Origin of the sequence: Xylanibacter rarus (assembly GCF_001275135.1) — a bacterium.
Lineage (GTDB): Bacteria > Bacteroidota > Bacteroidia > Bacteroidales > Bacteroidaceae > Prevotella > Prevotella rara.
Genome location: NZ_LFQU01000047.1, coordinates 1 through 17,640 on the forward strand (window position 1 = coordinate 1; position 17,640 = coordinate 17,640).

The 17,640-nt window shown below is 43.4% G+C and carries 13 protein-coding genes; 5 read left to right on the forward strand and 8 right to left on the reverse strand.

Annotation, left to right across the window (positions count from 1 at the left end; translation table 11 throughout):
* Positions 1–702: 702 nt before the first annotated feature.
* Together scpA and mutA are read right to left on the reverse strand one after the other, a co-directional pair.
* Positions 703–2,850 (reverse strand): methylmalonyl-CoA mutase, encoded by a 2,148-nt coding sequence (gene scpA / locus ACU52_RS13900; RefSeq protein WP_021853611.1) that lies wholly within the window; start codon positions 2,848–2,850, stop codon positions 703–705.
* Positions 2,847–4,703 (reverse strand): methylmalonyl-CoA mutase small subunit, encoded by a 1,857-nt coding sequence (mutA, locus tag ACU52_RS13905; protein ID WP_021853610.1) that lies wholly within the window; start codon positions 4,701–4,703, stop codon positions 2,847–2,849. The genes scpA and mutA overlap by 4 nt, the downstream gene beginning before the upstream one ends.
* 358 nt (positions 4,704–5,061) lie before the next feature.
* Here mutA and ACU52_RS13910 point away from each other — a divergent pair, with 358 nt between their 5' ends.
* From ACU52_RS13910 to ACU52_RS13930, 5 genes are all read left to right on the forward strand, one after another.
* Positions 5,062–6,750 (forward strand): putative transporter, encoded by a 1,689-nt coding sequence (locus ACU52_RS13910; protein ID WP_021853609.1) that lies wholly within the window; start codon positions 5,062–5,064, stop codon positions 6,748–6,750.
* Between the two features lie 23 nt (positions 6,751–6,773).
* Entirely contained in the window at positions 6,774–7,739 is a 966-nt protein-coding gene (locus ACU52_RS13915) for an OadG family protein (protein ID WP_053399230.1), read from the forward strand.
* Between the two features lie 49 nt (positions 7,740–7,788).
* Entirely contained in the window at positions 7,789–8,241 is a 453-nt protein-coding gene (locus ACU52_RS13920) for a biotin/lipoyl-containing protein (RefSeq protein ID WP_053399231.1), read from the forward strand.
* A 10-nt stretch (positions 8,242–8,251) separates the two neighbouring features.
* Positions 8,252–9,409 (forward strand): sodium ion-translocating decarboxylase subunit beta, encoded by a 1,158-nt coding sequence (locus ACU52_RS13925; RefSeq protein WP_021853606.1) that lies wholly within the window; start codon positions 8,252–8,254, stop codon positions 9,407–9,409.
* Positions 9,410–9,519: 110 nt separating this feature from the next.
* Positions 9,520–10,119 carry a response regulator transcription factor gene (locus ACU52_RS13930; protein WP_021853605.1) on the forward strand — a complete coding sequence of 200 codons (600 nt, stop codon included), beginning with the start codon at positions 9,520–9,522 and terminating at the stop codon, positions 10,117–10,119.
* Between the two features lie 510 nt (positions 10,120–10,629).
* On the opposite strand, the gene ACU52_RS13935 is transcribed toward ACU52_RS13930, so the two are convergent.
* The 6 genes from ACU52_RS13935 to ACU52_RS13960 all read right to left on the reverse strand — a co-directional run bounded on the left by ACU52_RS13935 (position 10,630) and on the right by ACU52_RS13960 (position 17,015).
* Entirely contained in the window at positions 10,630–11,019 is a 390-nt protein-coding gene (locus ACU52_RS13935) for a hypothetical protein (RefSeq protein WP_053399232.1), read from the reverse strand.
* Positions 11,020–11,168: 149 nt separating this feature from the next.
* The gene (locus ACU52_RS13940) at positions 11,169–12,584 is read right to left on the reverse strand and encodes a hypothetical protein (RefSeq protein WP_147630893.1); all 1,416 of its coding nucleotides are present in this window, start codon (positions 12,582–12,584) and stop codon (positions 11,169–11,171) included.
* Positions 12,571–12,957: a hypothetical protein gene (locus ACU52_RS13945; protein WP_053399234.1), complete on the reverse strand. Its 387-nt coding sequence runs from the start codon at positions 12,955–12,957 to the stop codon at positions 12,571–12,573. Before ACU52_RS13945 ends, ACU52_RS13940 begins: the two co-directional genes overlap by 14 nt.
* Positions 12,958–13,196: 239 nt before the next feature.
* Positions 13,197–13,670, reverse strand: a complete 474-nt coding sequence (gene nrdG, locus ACU52_RS13950; RefSeq protein ID WP_021853602.1) for an anaerobic ribonucleoside-triphosphate reductase activating protein — start codon at positions 13,668–13,670, stop codon at positions 13,197–13,199.
* Positions 13,671–13,760: 90 nt separating this feature from the next.
* Positions 13,761–15,872 carry an anaerobic ribonucleoside-triphosphate reductase gene (nrdD, locus tag ACU52_RS13955; protein ID WP_021853601.1) on the reverse strand — a complete coding sequence of 704 codons (2,112 nt, stop codon included), beginning with the start codon at positions 15,870–15,872 and terminating at the stop codon, positions 13,761–13,763.
* A 186-nt stretch (positions 15,873–16,058) separates the two neighbouring features.
* Positions 16,059–17,015 carry a LuxR C-terminal-related transcriptional regulator gene (locus tag ACU52_RS13960; protein ID WP_053399235.1) on the reverse strand — a complete coding sequence of 319 codons (957 nt, stop codon included), beginning with the start codon at positions 17,013–17,015 and terminating at the stop codon, positions 16,059–16,061.
* Between the last annotated feature and the right edge of the window lie 625 nt (positions 17,016–17,640).

Consider the following 17,640-nt stretch of genomic DNA (forward strand, 5'->3'; position numbering starts at 1 on the left):
AACAGAAGTCAACTTTAATCAGGGAAAGGACTCTTTGAAGTCAACCAAATTTAGAAAAAGACAAATGCAATAACTGTAAAAAGTTTTAAGAAACTCATCACTCGTCACATCATAGCATAACTGCCTGTGATCCAAACATTTGCAGTGTGACGAGTTTAAGATTTCAACTCATCACACATGGCTTGCATGGTATTTGCGTGATGAGTTCAAAGCCCAACTCATCACGCTGTAATACTTTGACATACAATATGTTAAGCGTAAATGTGACGAGTGACGAGTTTCTTAAAAACTTTTTTAGTTTTACATGCCATAGATATCTATGGCATCCACAAAAGGTGTGCTTTTGTGATGTAAAAAACCGTATTTTATCATGTAAAAGCATACATTCTGCAATTCGATATGCCACGTTTCACAATTACGAAAACATCATATTCATACAACGATAAACACAAATTGTAATTAGGCCGCATATAGTTTCATATGTTTTGGGCATCCATACTTTCAGTCGTCTTTTTGTTTTCTATTGCCGTTTTTCCATCCGTTTTTCTTAGTCACAATCTAATATGGTTGCAAAGAAGCAAAAATGCGCTCAATATAAAACAGAAATACGGGCTGAATCATAATGCCCGATTGGGGATAAATAAAAATGGAGCCGTAAAAAATCTACGGCTCCACGTTTATATAATACTGCAATCAATAAACTTATTCTTTATCGAGCAAGATGTTCATCATCTCACATGCAGCTTTGGCAACAGAAGTACCAGGACCAAAGATTGCAGCAACGCCTGCCTTATAGAGGAAGTCGTAATCCTGTGCAGGAATAACACCTCCGGCAATTACCATGATATCCTCACGTCCAAGTTTCTTCAGCTCCTCAATAAGCTGCGGAATGAGAGTCTTGTGTCCTGCAGCAAGAGAACTTGCACCTACGATATGGACGTCGTTCTCTACAGCCTCACGAGCAGCCTCGGCCGGGGTCTGGAACAACGGACCCATGTCGACGTCGAAACCACAGTCAGCATATCCTGTTGCAACAACTTTAGCACCACGGTCGTGACCATCCTGTCCCATCTTAGCTATAAAGATACGTGGACGGCGACCTTCCTTCTTTGCAAACTCTTCTGTCAACTCACATGCCTTAGCAAAGTCTGAGTCGTTCTTACTTTCTGATGAATACACGCCTGAAATTGTTCTAATAACTGCTTTATAACGGCCAACGATTTCCTCGCAGGCATCACTTATCTCACCGAGAGTTGCTCTTGCCTTGGCACACTCAACAGCCTTTTCAAGAAGGTTGCCCTCGCCAGTGCGGACACATTCTGTAAGAGCAGCGAGTGTCTGCTTAACTTTCTCGTTGTCACGGTTTGCGCGCAACTGAGCAAGTCCTTCTTCCTGCTCCTGACGAACAGCAGAGTTGTCAACCTCAAGAATATCAATAGGATCCTCGTGCTCAAGACGATACTTGTTTGTGCCGACAATAGTCTGTGCGCCGCTGTCGATACGGGCCTGAGTGCGGGCTGCAGCCTCTTCAATACGCATCTTAGGCACACCGGTTTCAATAGCCTTAGCCATACCGCCGAGTTTCTCGATTTCCTGAATATGCTCCCATGCCTTATGAGCAAGCTCATTTGTAAGGCTCTCAACATAATATGAACCAGCCCACGGATCGATATGCTTGCAGATCTTTGTCTCGTTCTGGATATAGATCTGAGTATTACGTGCGATACGTGCAGAGAAGTCAGTAGGCAGTGCAATAGCCTCATCAAGAGCGTTGGTGTGCAAGCTCTGTGTATGACCCAAAGCAGCTGTCATAGCCTCGATACATGTACGGCCTACGTTGTTGAACGGATCCTGCTCTGTGAGCGACCAACCTGATGTCTGAGAGTGGGTACGCAACATAAGAGACTTAGGATTCTTCGGGTTGAACTGCTTGATAACCTTAGCCCAAAGCATACGTGCGGCACGCATCTTGGCAACTTCCATGAAGTGGTTCATTGAGATACCCCAGAAGAAAGACAGACGCGGAGCAAAAGCATCGATATCGATACCTGCATTAACACCGGCACGAACATACTCAAGACCGTCGGCAATTGTGTAAGCCAACTCGATATCAGCTGTAGCACCGGCTTCCTGCATGTGATAACCAGAAATAGATATTGAGTTGAACTTAGGCATCAGCTTTGACGTATAACCAAAGATATCGCTGATGATTCTCATTGAGAATGCAGGCGGATAGATATATGTGTTGCGCACCATGAACTCCTTCAGAATATCGTTCTGAATTGTTCCGGCCATTTCTTCAAGCTTAGCGCCCTGCTCCAGTCCGGCAACGATATAGAATGCCATAACAGGAAGAACGGCACCGTTCATTGTCATTGAAACAGACATCTTGTTCAAAGGAATTCCGTTGAACAAAACCTTCATATTTTCAACAGAACAGATAGACACACCTGCCTTACCTACGTCACCTACTACACGTGCGTTGTCTGGGTCGTAACCACGGTGGGTAGGAAGGTCGAACGCAACAGACAAACCTTTCTGTCCACTGGCCAGGTTGCGGCGATAGAATGCGTTACTCTCCTCTGCAGTTGAGAAACCGGCATACTGACGGATAGTCCACGGGCGGAAAGGATACATCATGCTGTACGGACCACGCAGGAAAGGAGGAAGTCCGGCTGTATAGTCGAGGTGCTCCATGCCCTCAAGATCTTCTTTTGTATATACGGGCTTAACCTCTATGTGTTCAGGAGTTTTCCAATTAGGAGTTATCCCGTTGGCTTTCTGCCATTCGTTTCCATCAACAGGATTTATTCCTGAAAATATATCGATGTCTTTAAAATTCTTTCTCATTTTATACCCAATTTAGCGTTATACTCTTTCAATGTTTCAAGAACGTTGCAACGTACGTGTATGAAGTTCTCTATGCCGGCAGCCTTAAGGTCTTCCATGCAAGCAGGAGCACCGGCAACAACAAACATGGCTCTGCCGTCAAGATACTTGTATGCAGGAATTGCATATTCTGCATACTCGTCATCGCTTGAGCACAGAACAACAATGTCTGCACCGGCTTTCAATGCGGCATCAACACCTTCTTCGACAGTGCTGAATCCAAGGTTGTCAACAACCTTATAACCGGCACATGCCAAGAAGTTACAACTAAACTGAGCACGAGCCTGACGCATGGCAAGATTACCGATAGTAAGCATAAATGCAACAGGCACTTTCTCGCTGTTTTCAACCTTTATACGAAGGTCTTCATAATCAGCAGCCAGACGTGAAGAGTTGATAGACTTAAATGCAGCCTCATGTTCATCTCCACAAGAGCAACAACATGTCAGAGCTCGCTTGCCTTCAGACTTTTCTGTAAAGTTCGGGAACTGGTTTGTACCAAGGATAAATTCCTTACGCTTTGCAGCAGCCTCATGGCGCTTGGCGTTGGTAGCATTTATATCGTCCTGAATCATGCCCTTCTTTGCAGCTTCAAGGAAGCCGCCGTTATCTTCTACGTTCAAGAAGATCTTCCATCCTTCGTTAGCAAGAGATGTTGTAAGTTCCTCGATAAAGTAGCTTCCTGCACCCGGGTCAACAACCTTGTCAAAGTGGCTTTCTTCTTTAAGCAACAGCTGCTGGTTACGTGCTATACGCTCTGAGAACTCATTAGGAGTTTCATATACAGCGTCGAACGGAGTTACGACAATAGAATGAACGCCAGCCAATGCAGCACTCATTGTCTCTGTCTGAGAACGGAGCAGGTTAACATAGCTGTCGAACAATGTCATATTGTATTTTGAAGTAACGGCATTAACGCACATCTTGCATGACTCATCGCTCTTCGGCTCATACTGCTTAACGATTTCAGCCCACAGCATACGTGCAGCGCGGAACTTGGCAATCTCCATAAAGAAGTTTTCAGAAATGCCCATGTTGAATTTTATCTTACTTGCAGCGAGGTCAACATCAACACCTGCCTCAACGAGCTTGTTAAGATAATCATTTCCCCATGCCAAAGCATATCCTAATTCCTGAACGATATAAGAACCGGCATTATTCAAAGAAACAGCATTAACTGCAATGCAACGGAAATTAGGATAAGCGGCCAAAGCCTTTACAAGTTCAGGAGCTATGTCCAGGATAGGAGTAACGTCCTTTCCCTTCATAACAACCTTCTCCATAGGATCCCAGTCAAGAGAGCCTACAATCTTAGCCTTATCATAGCCTTTCTGCTCAAAATACTCTGTAAGGATCTGAGCCAAAGCCAATGTATGACGTTTGCATGTGCAGAAGTTCAGTTCAACGGCATCACATACGATACCATCCAGCAGAGTCTCTACAAAATCCTTATTTACATTATCTCCGGAAATCTTGAATCCCAGAGAGTCAATACCCTTGTTGAGCAAGCTTAAGGCTTTCTCATTAGCAGTCTTGGCGTCATCTACCTTAATATTCTGGCGCACATACCATTCGTTGTCATTCTTTTTGTTACCGCGAACAAAAGGAAATTCTCCTGGTAAAGATTCTGGTGTCTTCAACTTTTCAACATCCTCTCTTAAATAAAAAGGCTGCACGTTGAAACCCTCGTTCGTACGCCATACAAGGCGTTTATCAAAATCGGCACCTTTCAGATCGACCTGAATCTTATCAAGCCATTCTTGCTTGGAAGGCGCAACAAACTCAGTAAAGAGCTTTTCTTTGCAGTTTGACATAAGTGTAATATTATATAAGTTGTTTTATGTTTTTATATATCAGCTTCGTTAACACGGCAAAGGACACGATGCGTGAGACAGGGCATTATAAATGCGGCTAAGGCTCACACGCATTCTAACCGTCAAATATAGAACACACAACGACCAAAATGACAAAATGAAATCATCACACTTGGAAATCACGTAATTCTATTTTGCAAAGATAGTATTTTTTTCAAACAAACGACAAAAAAAGAACAGAAATTAATTTATAACCGTGAAAAATACAAAAACGGGAAAATTAGGCATAAAATAATTGCACAAAAATTATTAAATGAGTAATATTTTATCTACTTTTGCAAAATCGTAAAAACATGTTATGGATTGGCTGATTAATTTATTTACTACTACAGATTCAGTGGCACACATAGTGCTGCTCTATGCGATTGTGATTGCCGTGGGAGTATACCTTGGGAAAATAAAAATCGGAGGTATTTCCATCGGAGTGACATTTGTACTTTTTGCAGGTATTGCCGCAGGACATATTGGCTTTACCGCACCAACAAACATTCTATCATTTCTCCAAGAGTTCGGACTGATACTCTTTGTGTTCATGATCGGACTTCAGGTCGGTCCTGGTTTTCTGGAGAGCTTCAGAAAAGGCGGAATAACCCTTAACCTCCTGTCAACCGTAATGGTTGTTCTGAACGTTATTGTGATGTTTGCATGTTATTACATCTTCTTTGACACATCAGACCCTAAGAACTTACCGATGATGGTGGGTACTCTTTATGGTGCAGTAACAAACACCCCGGGTCTTGGAGCTGCCAATGAGACGCTCTACTCTATCTTCGACAAAGGCGAAGTGCCACAGATCGCCTCTGGTTATGCCTGTGCATATCCATTAGGTGTACTGGGCATTATCGGAGCAACAATTGCCATAAAATACATATTCGGTATAAAGTTGGAAAAAGAGGAGGAAGAACTGGCCAAAGAAGAAGAGGACAACGATGACGTAAAGCCTCATTTTATGGATCTTGAGGTAACCAATCTATACCTTGAAGGAAAGACATTGGCTCAAGTCCACAACTTCCTTAACCGCGACTTCGTATGTTCACGCATATTGCATGACGGACACGTAAGCATACCTAACGGTAGCACCATCTTCCATATTGGCGACAAGCTGTTTGTTGTTTGCGCTGAAAATGACGCAGAAGCTATCATTGCATTTATCGGTCCGACAATAAATGTCGACTGGAAAAAGCAGGATGAGCCTATGGTCAGCAAGAGAATCCTTGTTACCCGCTCTTCAATAAACGGAAAGACTCTCGGACAGATGCATTTCTCAAGTGCCTATGGAGTAAATGTCACTCGTGTCACACGTCAGGGTATGGACTTGTTTGCCATCCCTAGCCTGTCATTACAGGTCGGCGACCGCATAATGGTTGTAGGACCAGAAGACGCTGTAAATAGAGTGGCTGCCGTTATGGGAAACTCTATCAAGCGTCTCGATGCTCCTAACATCGCAACAATATTTGTCGGAGTATTCATCGGTATTCTTTTCGGAAGCATACCTGTGGCCATTCCTGGTATTCCTGTACCTATAAAATTAGGTATAGCCGGAGGACCGCTTATCATAGCCATCCTAATCGGACGCTACGGCTACAAAGTGCATCTTGTAACGTACACTACGACAAGTGCCAATATGATGCTGCGAGAAATAGGATTGATGCTATTCTTGGCAAGTGTCGGAATCAAGGCCGGTGACGGATTCCTTGAGACTGTGATACAAGGAGACGGAGTTAAATATGTATACACAGGTTTCTTGATAACCATTATACCTATTCTTATTATAGGCATCATTGCAAGAAAGAAATATAAATTTAATTATTTCACAATAATGGGTATGATTGCAGGAACATACACCGACCCACCTGCACTTGCTTATGCTAACTCTATATGTTCGAAGGAAGCGCCATCAATAGGATATTCTACAGTTTATCCGCTGAGCATGTTCCTTAGAATATTCACTGCACAAATCATTGTGCTGTTCTTCTGCGGAATATAATTACTTAATTTTAATACTCTAATATGAAAAAGTTTGGTTTACTGCTTTGTACCATGTTTGCCGGCATTCTGACGATGTATGGCCAAGGAGCCAAAAACATTAAGATAAATGAAGTGCTGACAAACAACACAGCTAACCTTCAAGACGAATTCGGAAACAGAAGGGCCTGGATTGAATTGGCCAATACTTCTTTTTCCACTTATGACGTACGCGGTATGTACATCACAACAGACCGCAGAGTTCTTAACAAAGGACTTTCTGTTCCGCAACGCATCAAGATGATGAGTTGTATTCCTAACGGAGACAACCGCACATCAATGTCTGCGCGCGAACATTTGCTGTTCTTCTTCAACAGCAATCCCTCTCACGGTACACTACATTTGTCAGCCCAGATCAGCAAGGACAAGCCTACTTGGATTGCGCTCTATGACGGAAATGCCGTCGACATTATCGACTCAGTAACAGTTCCGCCATTGGCAGCCAACCAGTCTTATGCACGAATTAAAGACGGCGCCGATCAATGGGCTGTTAAAACGTCAGACTGCGTAACACCCGGAATTGAAAATTACATCCACGCAAATGAGACAAAGATTGCCAAACTGAAAAGAGAAGACCCACACGGATTTGGTATAACTGTTCTGTCAATGGGCATTGTGTTCTCTTGTCTCGCACTGCTGTATGTGTTCTTCAGAATATTAGGTCTGTTTATGGCACATAAGCAAGCCATTAAAAAAGCCGGCAAGATTCAGCCTATCAAGGCCGCTGTGAAAACAGGTGAAAAGATTGCCGAAACCGGACATAAGACTAAAATTATCCTTAAAGACGGTTTGCAGACTGGAGGTATCGACAAAGAAATTTATATCGCCGTCATCGCCATGGCACTGAAACAATACGAAGATGACGTACACGATATAGAAAGCAACGTGATAACGATCAAACCTCACCATACATATTGGAACATTCATCCAGAAGAACCAATAATACCTTAATAGGGAAAACAACAATAATATTTACTAACACCTTTAACAAAATAAAGAAATGAACAAATATCAATATAAAGTACAAGGCGTTGACTATGACGTTGAGATCGTGGATGTAGAAGGCAACATTGCCAAAGTTAATGTAAACGGCATTTCATTCGAAGTGGAGATGAAACGTCCTATTAATCCGGCAACAAAGCCTCATAAGCCTAAGGTTGCTGCTCCGGTAGCTCCTGCTGCTCAGCCTGTTGTTGCTCCGGTAGCCGACAAGCCCAAGGCTGAAGCTCCAGCTGGTGCAGGAATGAAGGTTACTGCTCCGCTGCCAGGAACGATCACAGACATCAAAGTTAAAGTTGGCGATACTGTGAAAGACGGTGACACTGTAATAATACTCGAAGCTATGAAGATGCAAAACAATATCGAAGCTGAATGCAGCGGTACTGTTACATCTGTTTTAGTAAACAAGGGTGACACCGTAATGGAAGGTGATGCTTTAATAACAATCGGATAATTTAACTACCATGGGATTTATAGATTTTATTCAAAGCAATTTTTATGATTTCATTACCTATACGGGATTCGCAAATGCCGAAGTGGGTAACATCATCATGATTGCTGCCGGCATATTCTTCATATGGCTGGCCATTAAAAAAGACTTCGAACCATTGCTGCTTGTTCCAATCGGCCTTGGCATCATCCTCGGAAACATTCCGTTCAAGGCTGAAGCCGGACTTGAAATAGGACTTTACGAAGACAATTCTGTACTTAACATATTCTATCAGGGTGTACGTCAAGGATGGTATCCTCCTTTGGTATTCCTTGGCATTGGTGCAATGACAGACTTCTCTGCACTGATCAGCAACCCTAAGCTTATCCTTATCGGAGCTGCAGCTCAGTTTGGTATCTTCGGAGCTTATATGCTTGCACTTGCATTCGGATTTGAGCCTAATCAGGCTGCTGGTATCGCCATCATCGGTGGTGCCGACGGTCCTACGGCTATCTTCCTGTCATCCAAACTGAGTCCGAACCTCATGGGAGCCATTGCAGTATGTGCTTACTCATACATGGCACTGGTACCGGTTATCCAGCCTCCTTTGATGCGTCTGCTCACAACAAAGAAGGAGCGTGTAATCCACATGAAGCCGGCACGCCACGTAAGCCAGACAGAGCGTATAATGTTCCCTATTATCGGTCTGTTGCTTACTACATTCATCGTTCCGTCAGGTCTGCCACTGCTCGGTATGCTGTTCTTCGGTAACCTTCTGAAAGAATCAGGCAAGACAACACGTCTGGCAAAAACTGCAGGCAGTTCACTGAACGATATCGTCGTAATATTGCTCGGCCTTACAGTAGGATGCTCAACTCAGGCAAGCGAGTTCCTCACAATGAACACAATATTCATCTTCGTTCTGGGTGCATTCTCTTTCATCGTGGCATCTACATCAGGAGTACTCTTCGTGAAACTGATGAACCTGTTCTTGCCCAAGAGCAAGAAGATAAACCCGCTTATCGGTAATGCCGGCGTCAGCGCCGTACCTATGAGTGCGCGTATATCAAACAACCTGGGACTCGAATACGACCGCCACAACTTCCTTCTGATGCACGCTATGGGTCCGAACGTAGCAGGAGTTATCGGTTCAGCCGTTGCTGCCGGTGCTCTTCTCGGATTCCTGTCATAAGGATTCAGTAAAATTAAAATTCAATCAAAGGTATAAATTAAAATGTAGGGACAAACTGATGTTTTTGTCCCTACATTTGTTTTCAACAGATAACATAACACACATCATATATGTACAGCAAATTTCCTCAGATATCCATAATCGACAGCAATACGCTTGCAGCCATTGGGCTGAAAAGCATACTACAGAATATTATTCCCATGATGTCTGTCGAAATATTCAATTCAACCCAGGATTTGCTGAACGCACAACCGGATAAATTCTATCATTATTTTGCCTCAGCTAACATCATTCTTGAAGATAAAGACTTTTACTTAAGTAATATAAAGAAAACAATCATGCTGACAAGTTCGTCAGCAGATATTAACCAACAGCTTACAGCCTTTCATTGTCTATATACAGACAAGAAAGAAAACGAGCTAATCAAATCTCTTTTATGGCTCGAACAGATGGCCCATTCTGAAGGACGCCATCTGCCAAAGACCAATGCCATGAGGCACGCCAAAATTCTTTCTGACAGAGAAATTGAAGTGATGTCCCTTATTGTCAAAGGGCTTATAAATAAAGAAATTGCCGACAAACTTAACATCGGTCTGTCTACAGTTGTAACACACCGTCACAATATCATGGAAAAGCTCCAAGTGAAAAGTGTGTCGGCACTTACCATCTATGCTGTAATGAACGGTTACGTAAATATTAGGGACATCTGACGTCAAACTACGATGCCCAGCCCCACTACCCTAACAATATCAAGAGGATTATACACAAAGTCTGTAACAAAAAACGATTTTATCCAAAATAACAAATTGCCCACAGGATTAACGATTCAGCATTCAGCCAAGAAAATCGTATATTCCATAACGACCTTTTATCTTAGTTTATACACGCAAAGAGTCGCTTTACATGAAAGATTTATGCGGCAGCATAACATAATCACATTTTTTTGATATCATCTTAAAGATGTAAAGACTGCATTTTATCGTTAGTTAGCAATAACCATCTGTCAAAATACCAAAAGAAAAACAGCAGCAGCCTGTATTAATTAATACAAAACTGCTGCGCTTTCATATATATATAAAAGTTTTGTGCCGATTGAGAGAAAATCTCAATTTAACCCGTCCGTGCAATAATCAACAAGCCTTAATTCGAGAGAGATTTAGACTCTTAGTTTTAAATGTAAACATAGGTATTACACGGACATATATTTTATAAAGTATAATTTATTCTAGAACAAGAGTACATGTATAAATATACTCACCATCATTCATCAAAAGCTCATAAGTGCCCTTAAGGTCTGAAGGAAGGCTTGTATTGTATGCACCTCCGGCAATATAGTCAGTGAAGACAACACCGCTTTCATCAGAAAGTTCAAGCGACATTTCTGTAAACTGTTCATACAGATAAAGCGTATTGCCGTCAATACTTATAGTCAACGGTGCCATAGGGGCCCGCGGCACCTGATTGCCCACACTACTCTCATCAACTTTTGTTGATATCAGATGTAGCTGATTACCTATATAATGAATCTCATCTAAACCTGCGGCACTAGCCTTAACGGTAAATAACAAAAACAATATGCTAAATACCAAACATGCTTTAATTACCTTCATCACGCTATTTTGATTTTTCTGCAAAAATAGGCAACAAGCACTAATTCAGCAAATTATCGCTGAAATAAAACTTCACAAAACTTCACAAAATTCACCTAAACCTTATATTCCCATTTATATAATTAAAATTCCTACTTTTCTGCCCTACATCAGAACTCTTCCTTCATATAAACATCAAAGTCTTTCGCGGAACCCTCTCTGTTTGAGAGCTTTAGCAACAATCTCTTACGGATATTTGCAATGTCAGATAATTTTCTTCCGGTCAGTATTCCTATTTCTGAAGGTGCGAATCCCAGTCTTACCAAAACGCAAATCTCATATTCGCCATTCTTCAATGTGTCTTTATACTCAGCAAGTTCGGGAAGCTCTTTTGATACGAACTTGTACAATTCTTTCCAATCATCAAAAGCAGGAGATGCCATAACTTTCTCGGCGAAATAATGAAATCTAATGACAATTGACGAGTTATACAGTTCGACATTCTTTTTCTTTCTATACCGCTCCTGACTGTTTTTATCATATTCAGATATCTTTCTCTGCAGATCTTCCACGGCAGCGGTTTTTTCCTTTACCAGCTGCTCTATCTCTCCCTCGTATTGTCGCAGCAGTACATTCAGATCTTCTTTCGTCTGCTTGAGCATTCGTATATTCTCCCTATGCTTCCTGTTCTCTAGCTCCATCTCGTGCCATTCTTTCTGCATCCGTTCATTCTCTTTTTCCTTAAAGAGCAATTTTCTATAATAGAAAACAAAGAACACTAACAGAATCACTACAAACGAAGCAACAATAAGCACAATCGCCAACAATGCATTGTCTGCCCTCTCTCTCTCATCGGATGCAATACGCTGCTGCTGACCATAGTCATATAGCGCTTTCATATGCAACAACTTTTCAGTGGTCATGCTGGCATAGGCCGAATCATTTGCCACGCGGGCCATCTCTGTATACTTCACCAAAGAGTCCGCCTGATTAAGCTGTTTATAAAGGGCAGCCAGCCCGCGGCATGCACTCTCCGTATTGCTGAAACTTGACGAGCAGCTCAGACCTTTGCGAAAAAAATACTCGGCTGAATCAGTTTTATTTATTCCCAGATAATATCCTCCCTTATATGAATAATACACATCGCGCCCCTCTTCTGCCATTTTATCCTTACCGCCGGCAAAGACGTATCTGTCGTATATGTCCATATATTCTTTTGCAGCTGAATAGTTTTCGCAGCGCAGCATCTGATGAACCAAAGCACCGACAGCCAACGCAGCATGTGCAGAATATCCATACTGTGAATATAATGCTGCCACGCGTTCTCTGACTGCCTTAACCGAGTCAGGCATATTTAGCAGATAGTAGGCATTGGCACGCTGTTCATGAAAGACCAATGCCGACAAAGTGTCACCGGCAGTCATGGCATAACGCTCTGCAATGGCAAATTCTTTAAGGGCATAATATGGGATTTCCTGCTTAAGGAACAGATTGGCCGCCTGTCCGTGTATACGGCATAGCAGGCGATAGTCGCAGTCGGCGCTAGTTGTATCGGCCTGCTCTGCAGCTTTATTAAAATATTGCAAGGCCAAAGGCGGAATCGCCTAAGTCGCGGTACACACTGCCCATAAGATAATAGGCCAGCATACGGTCGTCTGCGTCTCCTTCACTTTCATAATATTCAACGATATTGCGCATCACGCTGTCTGACGTAAACATCACTCCGGCACTGTTCTGAGCTTTTGTCCTCAATAGTCCTAAGCGCATTCTGCTGTCCGTTGACATATTTTCATTGCGCGCTGTAATGCTGTCTATAAATGCCATAGCTGCCGCCGGATCCGACTGCGACAGGCTGTCTGCCATAACAACAGACTTAGAGATACCGGTTCTTCCACACGAAACAACACCTAAAGCTATTGCCACAACCGACAATATATATATAGCCAAACGATTGTTCATTGACGCTTTCATTCTTTTGCGAATACAAAAATAGCCTTAAAAATCAAGACGCGCAAAAATTTACACTATTTTTACAATGCCTCTGTGGTATCCTTATGCAAAAATTCACCTTATTATATATGTCTGCCAAGCAAGCTAACAACCGACTACACCCCGCAAGCAATGTGGCTACCGGTGAAAACAAAGCGTCCGGTGCACTTACGCACCGGACATCATAGATATCAAATAAGAAAAAACTTTCAGTCTTTTCCACTCCAGAATCTGTATGTTATATCAGTAAAGCCGTCTCCCGAAGCACGCTTGTAAAGCCGCTGATTTGTCGTGCGGCTCTTCAGACATCCAAGATGCTCTATATATGGGCCAACCTTTATATAGTCGAAGTCAGCCTTGTTCACAGCCGACGATATCCTTGTGCGGCCGCTATACCAGCCTACCTTCATTTTAGGATATGCCTTATGCACATAGCGGGCAAGCATATCTACATACTCAGGCTCCGAGTCGCCGCCCATAAAGCAGATGCACGTTATGTCGTCGCCATACTCCCGTATAAAGCCATCGAGCACCAGGGGCGTAAGCGGTTCGCCCACATCGCCCCAAAGGTAGCGGCTGTGGCAGCCGGGACATCGGCACGGACAGTTGGATATGTTCACCGCAAGTGTAACCTCGTCGGGTATCTCCTGAAACACCACACCCGTGTTAACGTATTTAAGCATGTATATGTCTTTACTTTAAGTTTTTAGTTCTCTTTGTCATCCCCGGCATGACGCGTTATACGCCTGCCGGCATTTCAGCTACCGACCCGACTACTCTGATACGGCCATCTTGTCCTTACCGGCATAATATCTGCGAGCTGCCTCCTCCTGACGTGCTGCAGAGAAATTGCTAACACGCTTCAGGTATCCTATTATTCGCGTCATGTAATCAATGTTCTTGCTGTGGCAGTGAGGACATTCCTTCAGATAGCGCTTGTCTATGTGGCCGCAGTCGTTGCATATTGTATTGGGAATGTTGAACGTGAAATAGTTGCATCCTTCCTTGGCTGCCACCTTGAGCAGCTGGCGGTATTGTGCCTTCGACAGATGCTCGTCCAGGTTCATATGCAGCGCCGAGCCGCCCGTAAGGTGCTGTATGTATGGTGCTCCGTGCATCTTAAACTTGTCTATGATGTTCAGCGAATCATCCTCAACAACATAGAAATAGCTGTTGTAGCAGTCGCGCGGCACGAAGTAGCCGTCTTCCCTGTCCCATTTGGCGTGCTTAACTCCAACGTTCTCTGCCGGAATCATCTCGCAGTTGAACAGTACATCTTTCGAACGGTATTGCTTGTTGTATTTCTCCACAAGTCCGAGCACAGTCTGTACAAATGCCAGATAATCAGGATTGTCGGTTATCTGCAGGCCCATAAACTCGGCAGCCTCCACAAGTCCGTTGATACCTATTGTGAGATACTGTCTGCCGATGTTGATATATCCGGCGTCGAACAGCGGCAGCATGCCGTGGCGCTGCAGTTCCTTGAGGTTTTCGTTGTATGCCAGCTGCACCTTGTGCGTTAGGTCGATCACGTCAGACAGAAACTCCTTATAGTCCATCTTGTTGTTCACGGCATACTGTATGCAGCGGTTGAGGTTTATTGTCAGCACGCTCTTCGAGCCAGTAGACACGCCGCCCGCACCAAGCGTATAGCTGAAGCCGTTGTCCTGTATCTCGTTTCTCAGTCGGCAGCATGAACTCAGCGAGTCGGCATTGTCGCTCATGTATGTAAAGAACGAGTGGCCTTCTGAATACATCTCTGCCGTAAAGTCGCCCCACTCCTTGTCTATCACGTCGCCGTCCTTGGCCAGCAGCGCCATCGTCTCAACAGGGAATGTCAGCACGGTCTTTGTGCGCTCCTTGTTAAACCATTTCATAAAGCGCTTCTGCAGCCAGCTTAGTCCGTCCCAATCGGGCTTGCTGCCGTCTGGGAAGTAGAAGTCGCCGAACAGGCTCTCAAAGTATGGTTTGTCATAATATGCTATGTTCCAGAACACAGCCTGATAGTTGCGTGCGCCCGTAGGCTGGTTTATAGAGTAGACAATCTGCTCAAAGCAGTCGGTAACCATCTTGTCTATGGTGCGCTTCTTCATCGACAGGTCTACCACTTTATCGGCCTCCTTCCAGTAGTCTTTTCCGTACTCAAGACCGATAAAATAGTTGAGATACATCAGAAACTCGGGCGTGGCGCATGCTCCGCTCAACATGCTCGACACCATGAACACCATATTGACAAAGCCGCCGCAGAACGACTTGAGGTTTGTGGGCGCCGTAGAGTTTCCGCCTATCGACGTAGTGCCGCCTATAAGCCACGGATACATCGTTATCGAGGCACAATAGTTGGCCAGGCTCGTCTCGTCGTTCTTATATATAAAGTGGTGATTAAGCAGGTCGATATACTTGTCGGCAAGCTCCTTTCCGTACATCTTCTTTATACGGTCGGTAAGCAGACGGCGGTTAAGGCGTATGAAGTTCGACTTTGGCAGCTCGCCTATGAGCGTTGCTATGTTTTTATGTTCAACGTTGGCGTTGGCGTCATATTTTGAGCCGGTTGCAGCATTTGCCGCGTCGCAGTAGTCTGTCAAAAATTTCAACTTCTCCATTGTCTCGCGGTCTTCGGTGTGCCTCTGTCTGTACAGCATGAAGCTCTTTGCCACCTTGTAGTATCCCTCCTTCATCAGGGCCTCTTCAACCTGGTTCTGTATGTCCTCCACCTTTATGCCCTCATGCATATCCAAGTGGCTGATTATCTTTGAGATACAGCCCAAGTCGGCAGGTTCATTCACTGAGTTGAACGCCTTGATTATGGCATTCATTATCTTGTCAAGACTGAAACGGTCTGTGCTTCCGTCGCGCTTCGTGATTGTAAAATTCTTTATTTCCATATTCTTGATTTTGGAAAACTTTTTCAAAAACGTTTTCGCAAAAGTTTTCCATTTTTGTCAACTTCGCAAATAATTTTCTTCAAAAAGTTTTCTTTTTAATTCTTTTTCGAGTGCAAATATAAAACAAAAAATCGATACAGCGTACCGATTTTAACACAAAAATTCATGACCGTTTTAAATCTTCTTTCAGAGTTTCACAGAAGATATGTCCACCAGATTGTTCACAATGGCATATATCGTCAGGCCTGCGGGGCTGTGTATCTGCAGCTTACGCGCGATGTTGCGCCTGTGAGTTATCACGGTGTTGATAGAAATACAAAGATGGTCGGCAATCTCTTTATTGGTCATTCCCTGCACCAAGCTCACTATAACGTCTTTCTCGCGGTCGCTCAGCGTCTCGCTGTTATTAGGATTACGGCTTATCATTTTCGAAATCTTCACGCTCACGTCGTTCTGCTTAAACTTGCGTTCAAGGTTGCGTATGGCCGGTATGAATATGCAGTCTTCCACCATCGAATGGTTTTGCAGCCACTCTTCGTTGTTATACAGGTCATATAGCGTGGCCGTCAGCCTGTTGTTGTGCTGTATGTCGCTCGGCAGATACTTTATTATAATGTTCTTCAGCTCTCTCAGCTTCAGGTCTATCTGCCCGTGGTGCTTCGAGAAGGTTTCTATGTCATACTCATTGTTCACCTTGTTGTTAAGCAGGTCGTCTACATAGGGAAAGACTGTCTTCTCCTCATACTCCATGTGATGCCTTATCTCGTGGGCATATTCGTCATAAAGCTTCATTATCAGCCGCGCCAGGTTGTCGTTTTCGTCGAGCGCAGCCTCAAGTTCCTTTCTTATAGACGGAAGCTGAAAATTGAGATAATATTCGTGCGACGCCTTGAGATAGTGTATCAGCGTGGGTATCGAGAAGCGTCCGCCGTCGTCAAAGTCGCGATAGCCGTTTATCGAGAAGTTCACCACAGCAAGAAACGTATATGTGTCTACATTCTGATCTTCACAAACCTCACGCACCGTCTTGTCGCCGAAGCCGAGATTTATGCCAAACCTGCCAAGGCTCTGCAGTATGTTATAGTTGTCGGCAATCAGAGATATCATCTTGTCGTCGGCTTCATACATCTTGTTATTTTTCATCGTCCGCTAAATGTTTATCTGTCTTTATGACCCGAAGCAGTCGTGCCTCCGTTATGTTGTCTGCAAAATAACAAAAATTATCTGAAACTTGCAATCATAATAAATAGGTATTTTGTCGTCATCCGCCATACTTCATCATACCTATTTTTTATGGCACGGACATTCATTCAATACAAATAACAGCGTATATCGTGCCATAGAAGGCATTAAACTTTTACCGGTCTGACTCCTTTTAACCCAAATCTGTTATTAGGATTAGCTATGGATTTTGCTTTATATTGAGTTGATTTTCGTTGGATTTTTCGCAAGCACTTTTATAATTCACAATTCATAATTAGCTACGCTGAACTTCGTTTCACAATTGGCTATGCCGAAGTTAAAGGAGTTAAAGCCAAATGCCTTGTAGGTATTATCTATTTTGGGCATTTGGATTTTTCACTCTTCCTTTTTCATTTTTCACTTAATAACGTTTCTTTATTTGTAAATATTTCTGACATTTCCTGCCCGTTTGACGCTCTCAGAATAGCGATGTTCATCGCAAGTCTGTGATTTGGCGTGAAAAACGGCAAAAATCAGGCATTATAGTTAAATCGCTGTCATTCAGTATTTTATGCCGTTTCAAGTT

What these genes read in the sequence shown, in the direction of transcription:
- scpA (WP_021853611.1), bottom strand. Translation starts at nt 2,850, where the DNA reads ATGAGAAAGAATTTTAAAGACATCGATATATTTTCAGGAATAAATCCT.
- mutA (WP_021853610.1), bottom strand. Translation starts at nt 4,703, where the DNA reads ATGTCAAACTGCAAAGAAAAGCTCTTTACTGAGTTTGTTGCGCCTTCC.
- ACU52_RS13910 (WP_021853609.1), top strand. Translation starts at nt 5,062, where the DNA reads ATGGATTGGCTGATTAATTTATTTACTACTACAGATTCAGTGGCACAC.
- ACU52_RS13915 (WP_053399230.1), top strand. Translation starts at nt 6,774, where the DNA reads ATGAAAAAGTTTGGTTTACTGCTTTGTACCATGTTTGCCGGCATTCTG.
- ACU52_RS13920 (WP_053399231.1), top strand. Translation starts at nt 7,789, where the DNA reads ATGAACAAATATCAATATAAAGTACAAGGCGTTGACTATGACGTTGAG.
- ACU52_RS13925 (WP_021853606.1), top strand. Translation starts at nt 8,252, where the DNA reads ATGGGATTTATAGATTTTATTCAAAGCAATTTTTATGATTTCATTACC.
- ACU52_RS13930 (WP_021853605.1), top strand. Translation starts at nt 9,520, where the DNA reads ATGTACAGCAAATTTCCTCAGATATCCATAATCGACAGCAATACGCTT.
- ACU52_RS13935 (WP_053399232.1), bottom strand. Translation starts at nt 11,019, where the DNA reads ATGAAGGTAATTAAAGCATGTTTGGTATTTAGCATATTGTTTTTGTTA.
- ACU52_RS13945 (WP_053399234.1), bottom strand. Translation starts at nt 12,957, where the DNA reads ATGAACAATCGTTTGGCTATATATATATTGTCGGTTGTGGCAATAGCT.
- nrdG (WP_021853602.1), bottom strand. Translation starts at nt 13,670, where the DNA reads ATGCTTAAATACGTTAACACGGGTGTGGTGTTTCAGGAGATACCCGAC.
- nrdD (WP_021853601.1), bottom strand. Translation starts at nt 15,872, where the DNA reads ATGGAAATAAAGAATTTTACAATCACGAAGCGCGACGGAAGCACAGAC.
- ACU52_RS13960 (WP_053399235.1), bottom strand. Translation starts at nt 17,015, where the DNA reads ATGAAAAATAACAAGATGTATGAAGCCGACGACAAGATGATATCTCTG.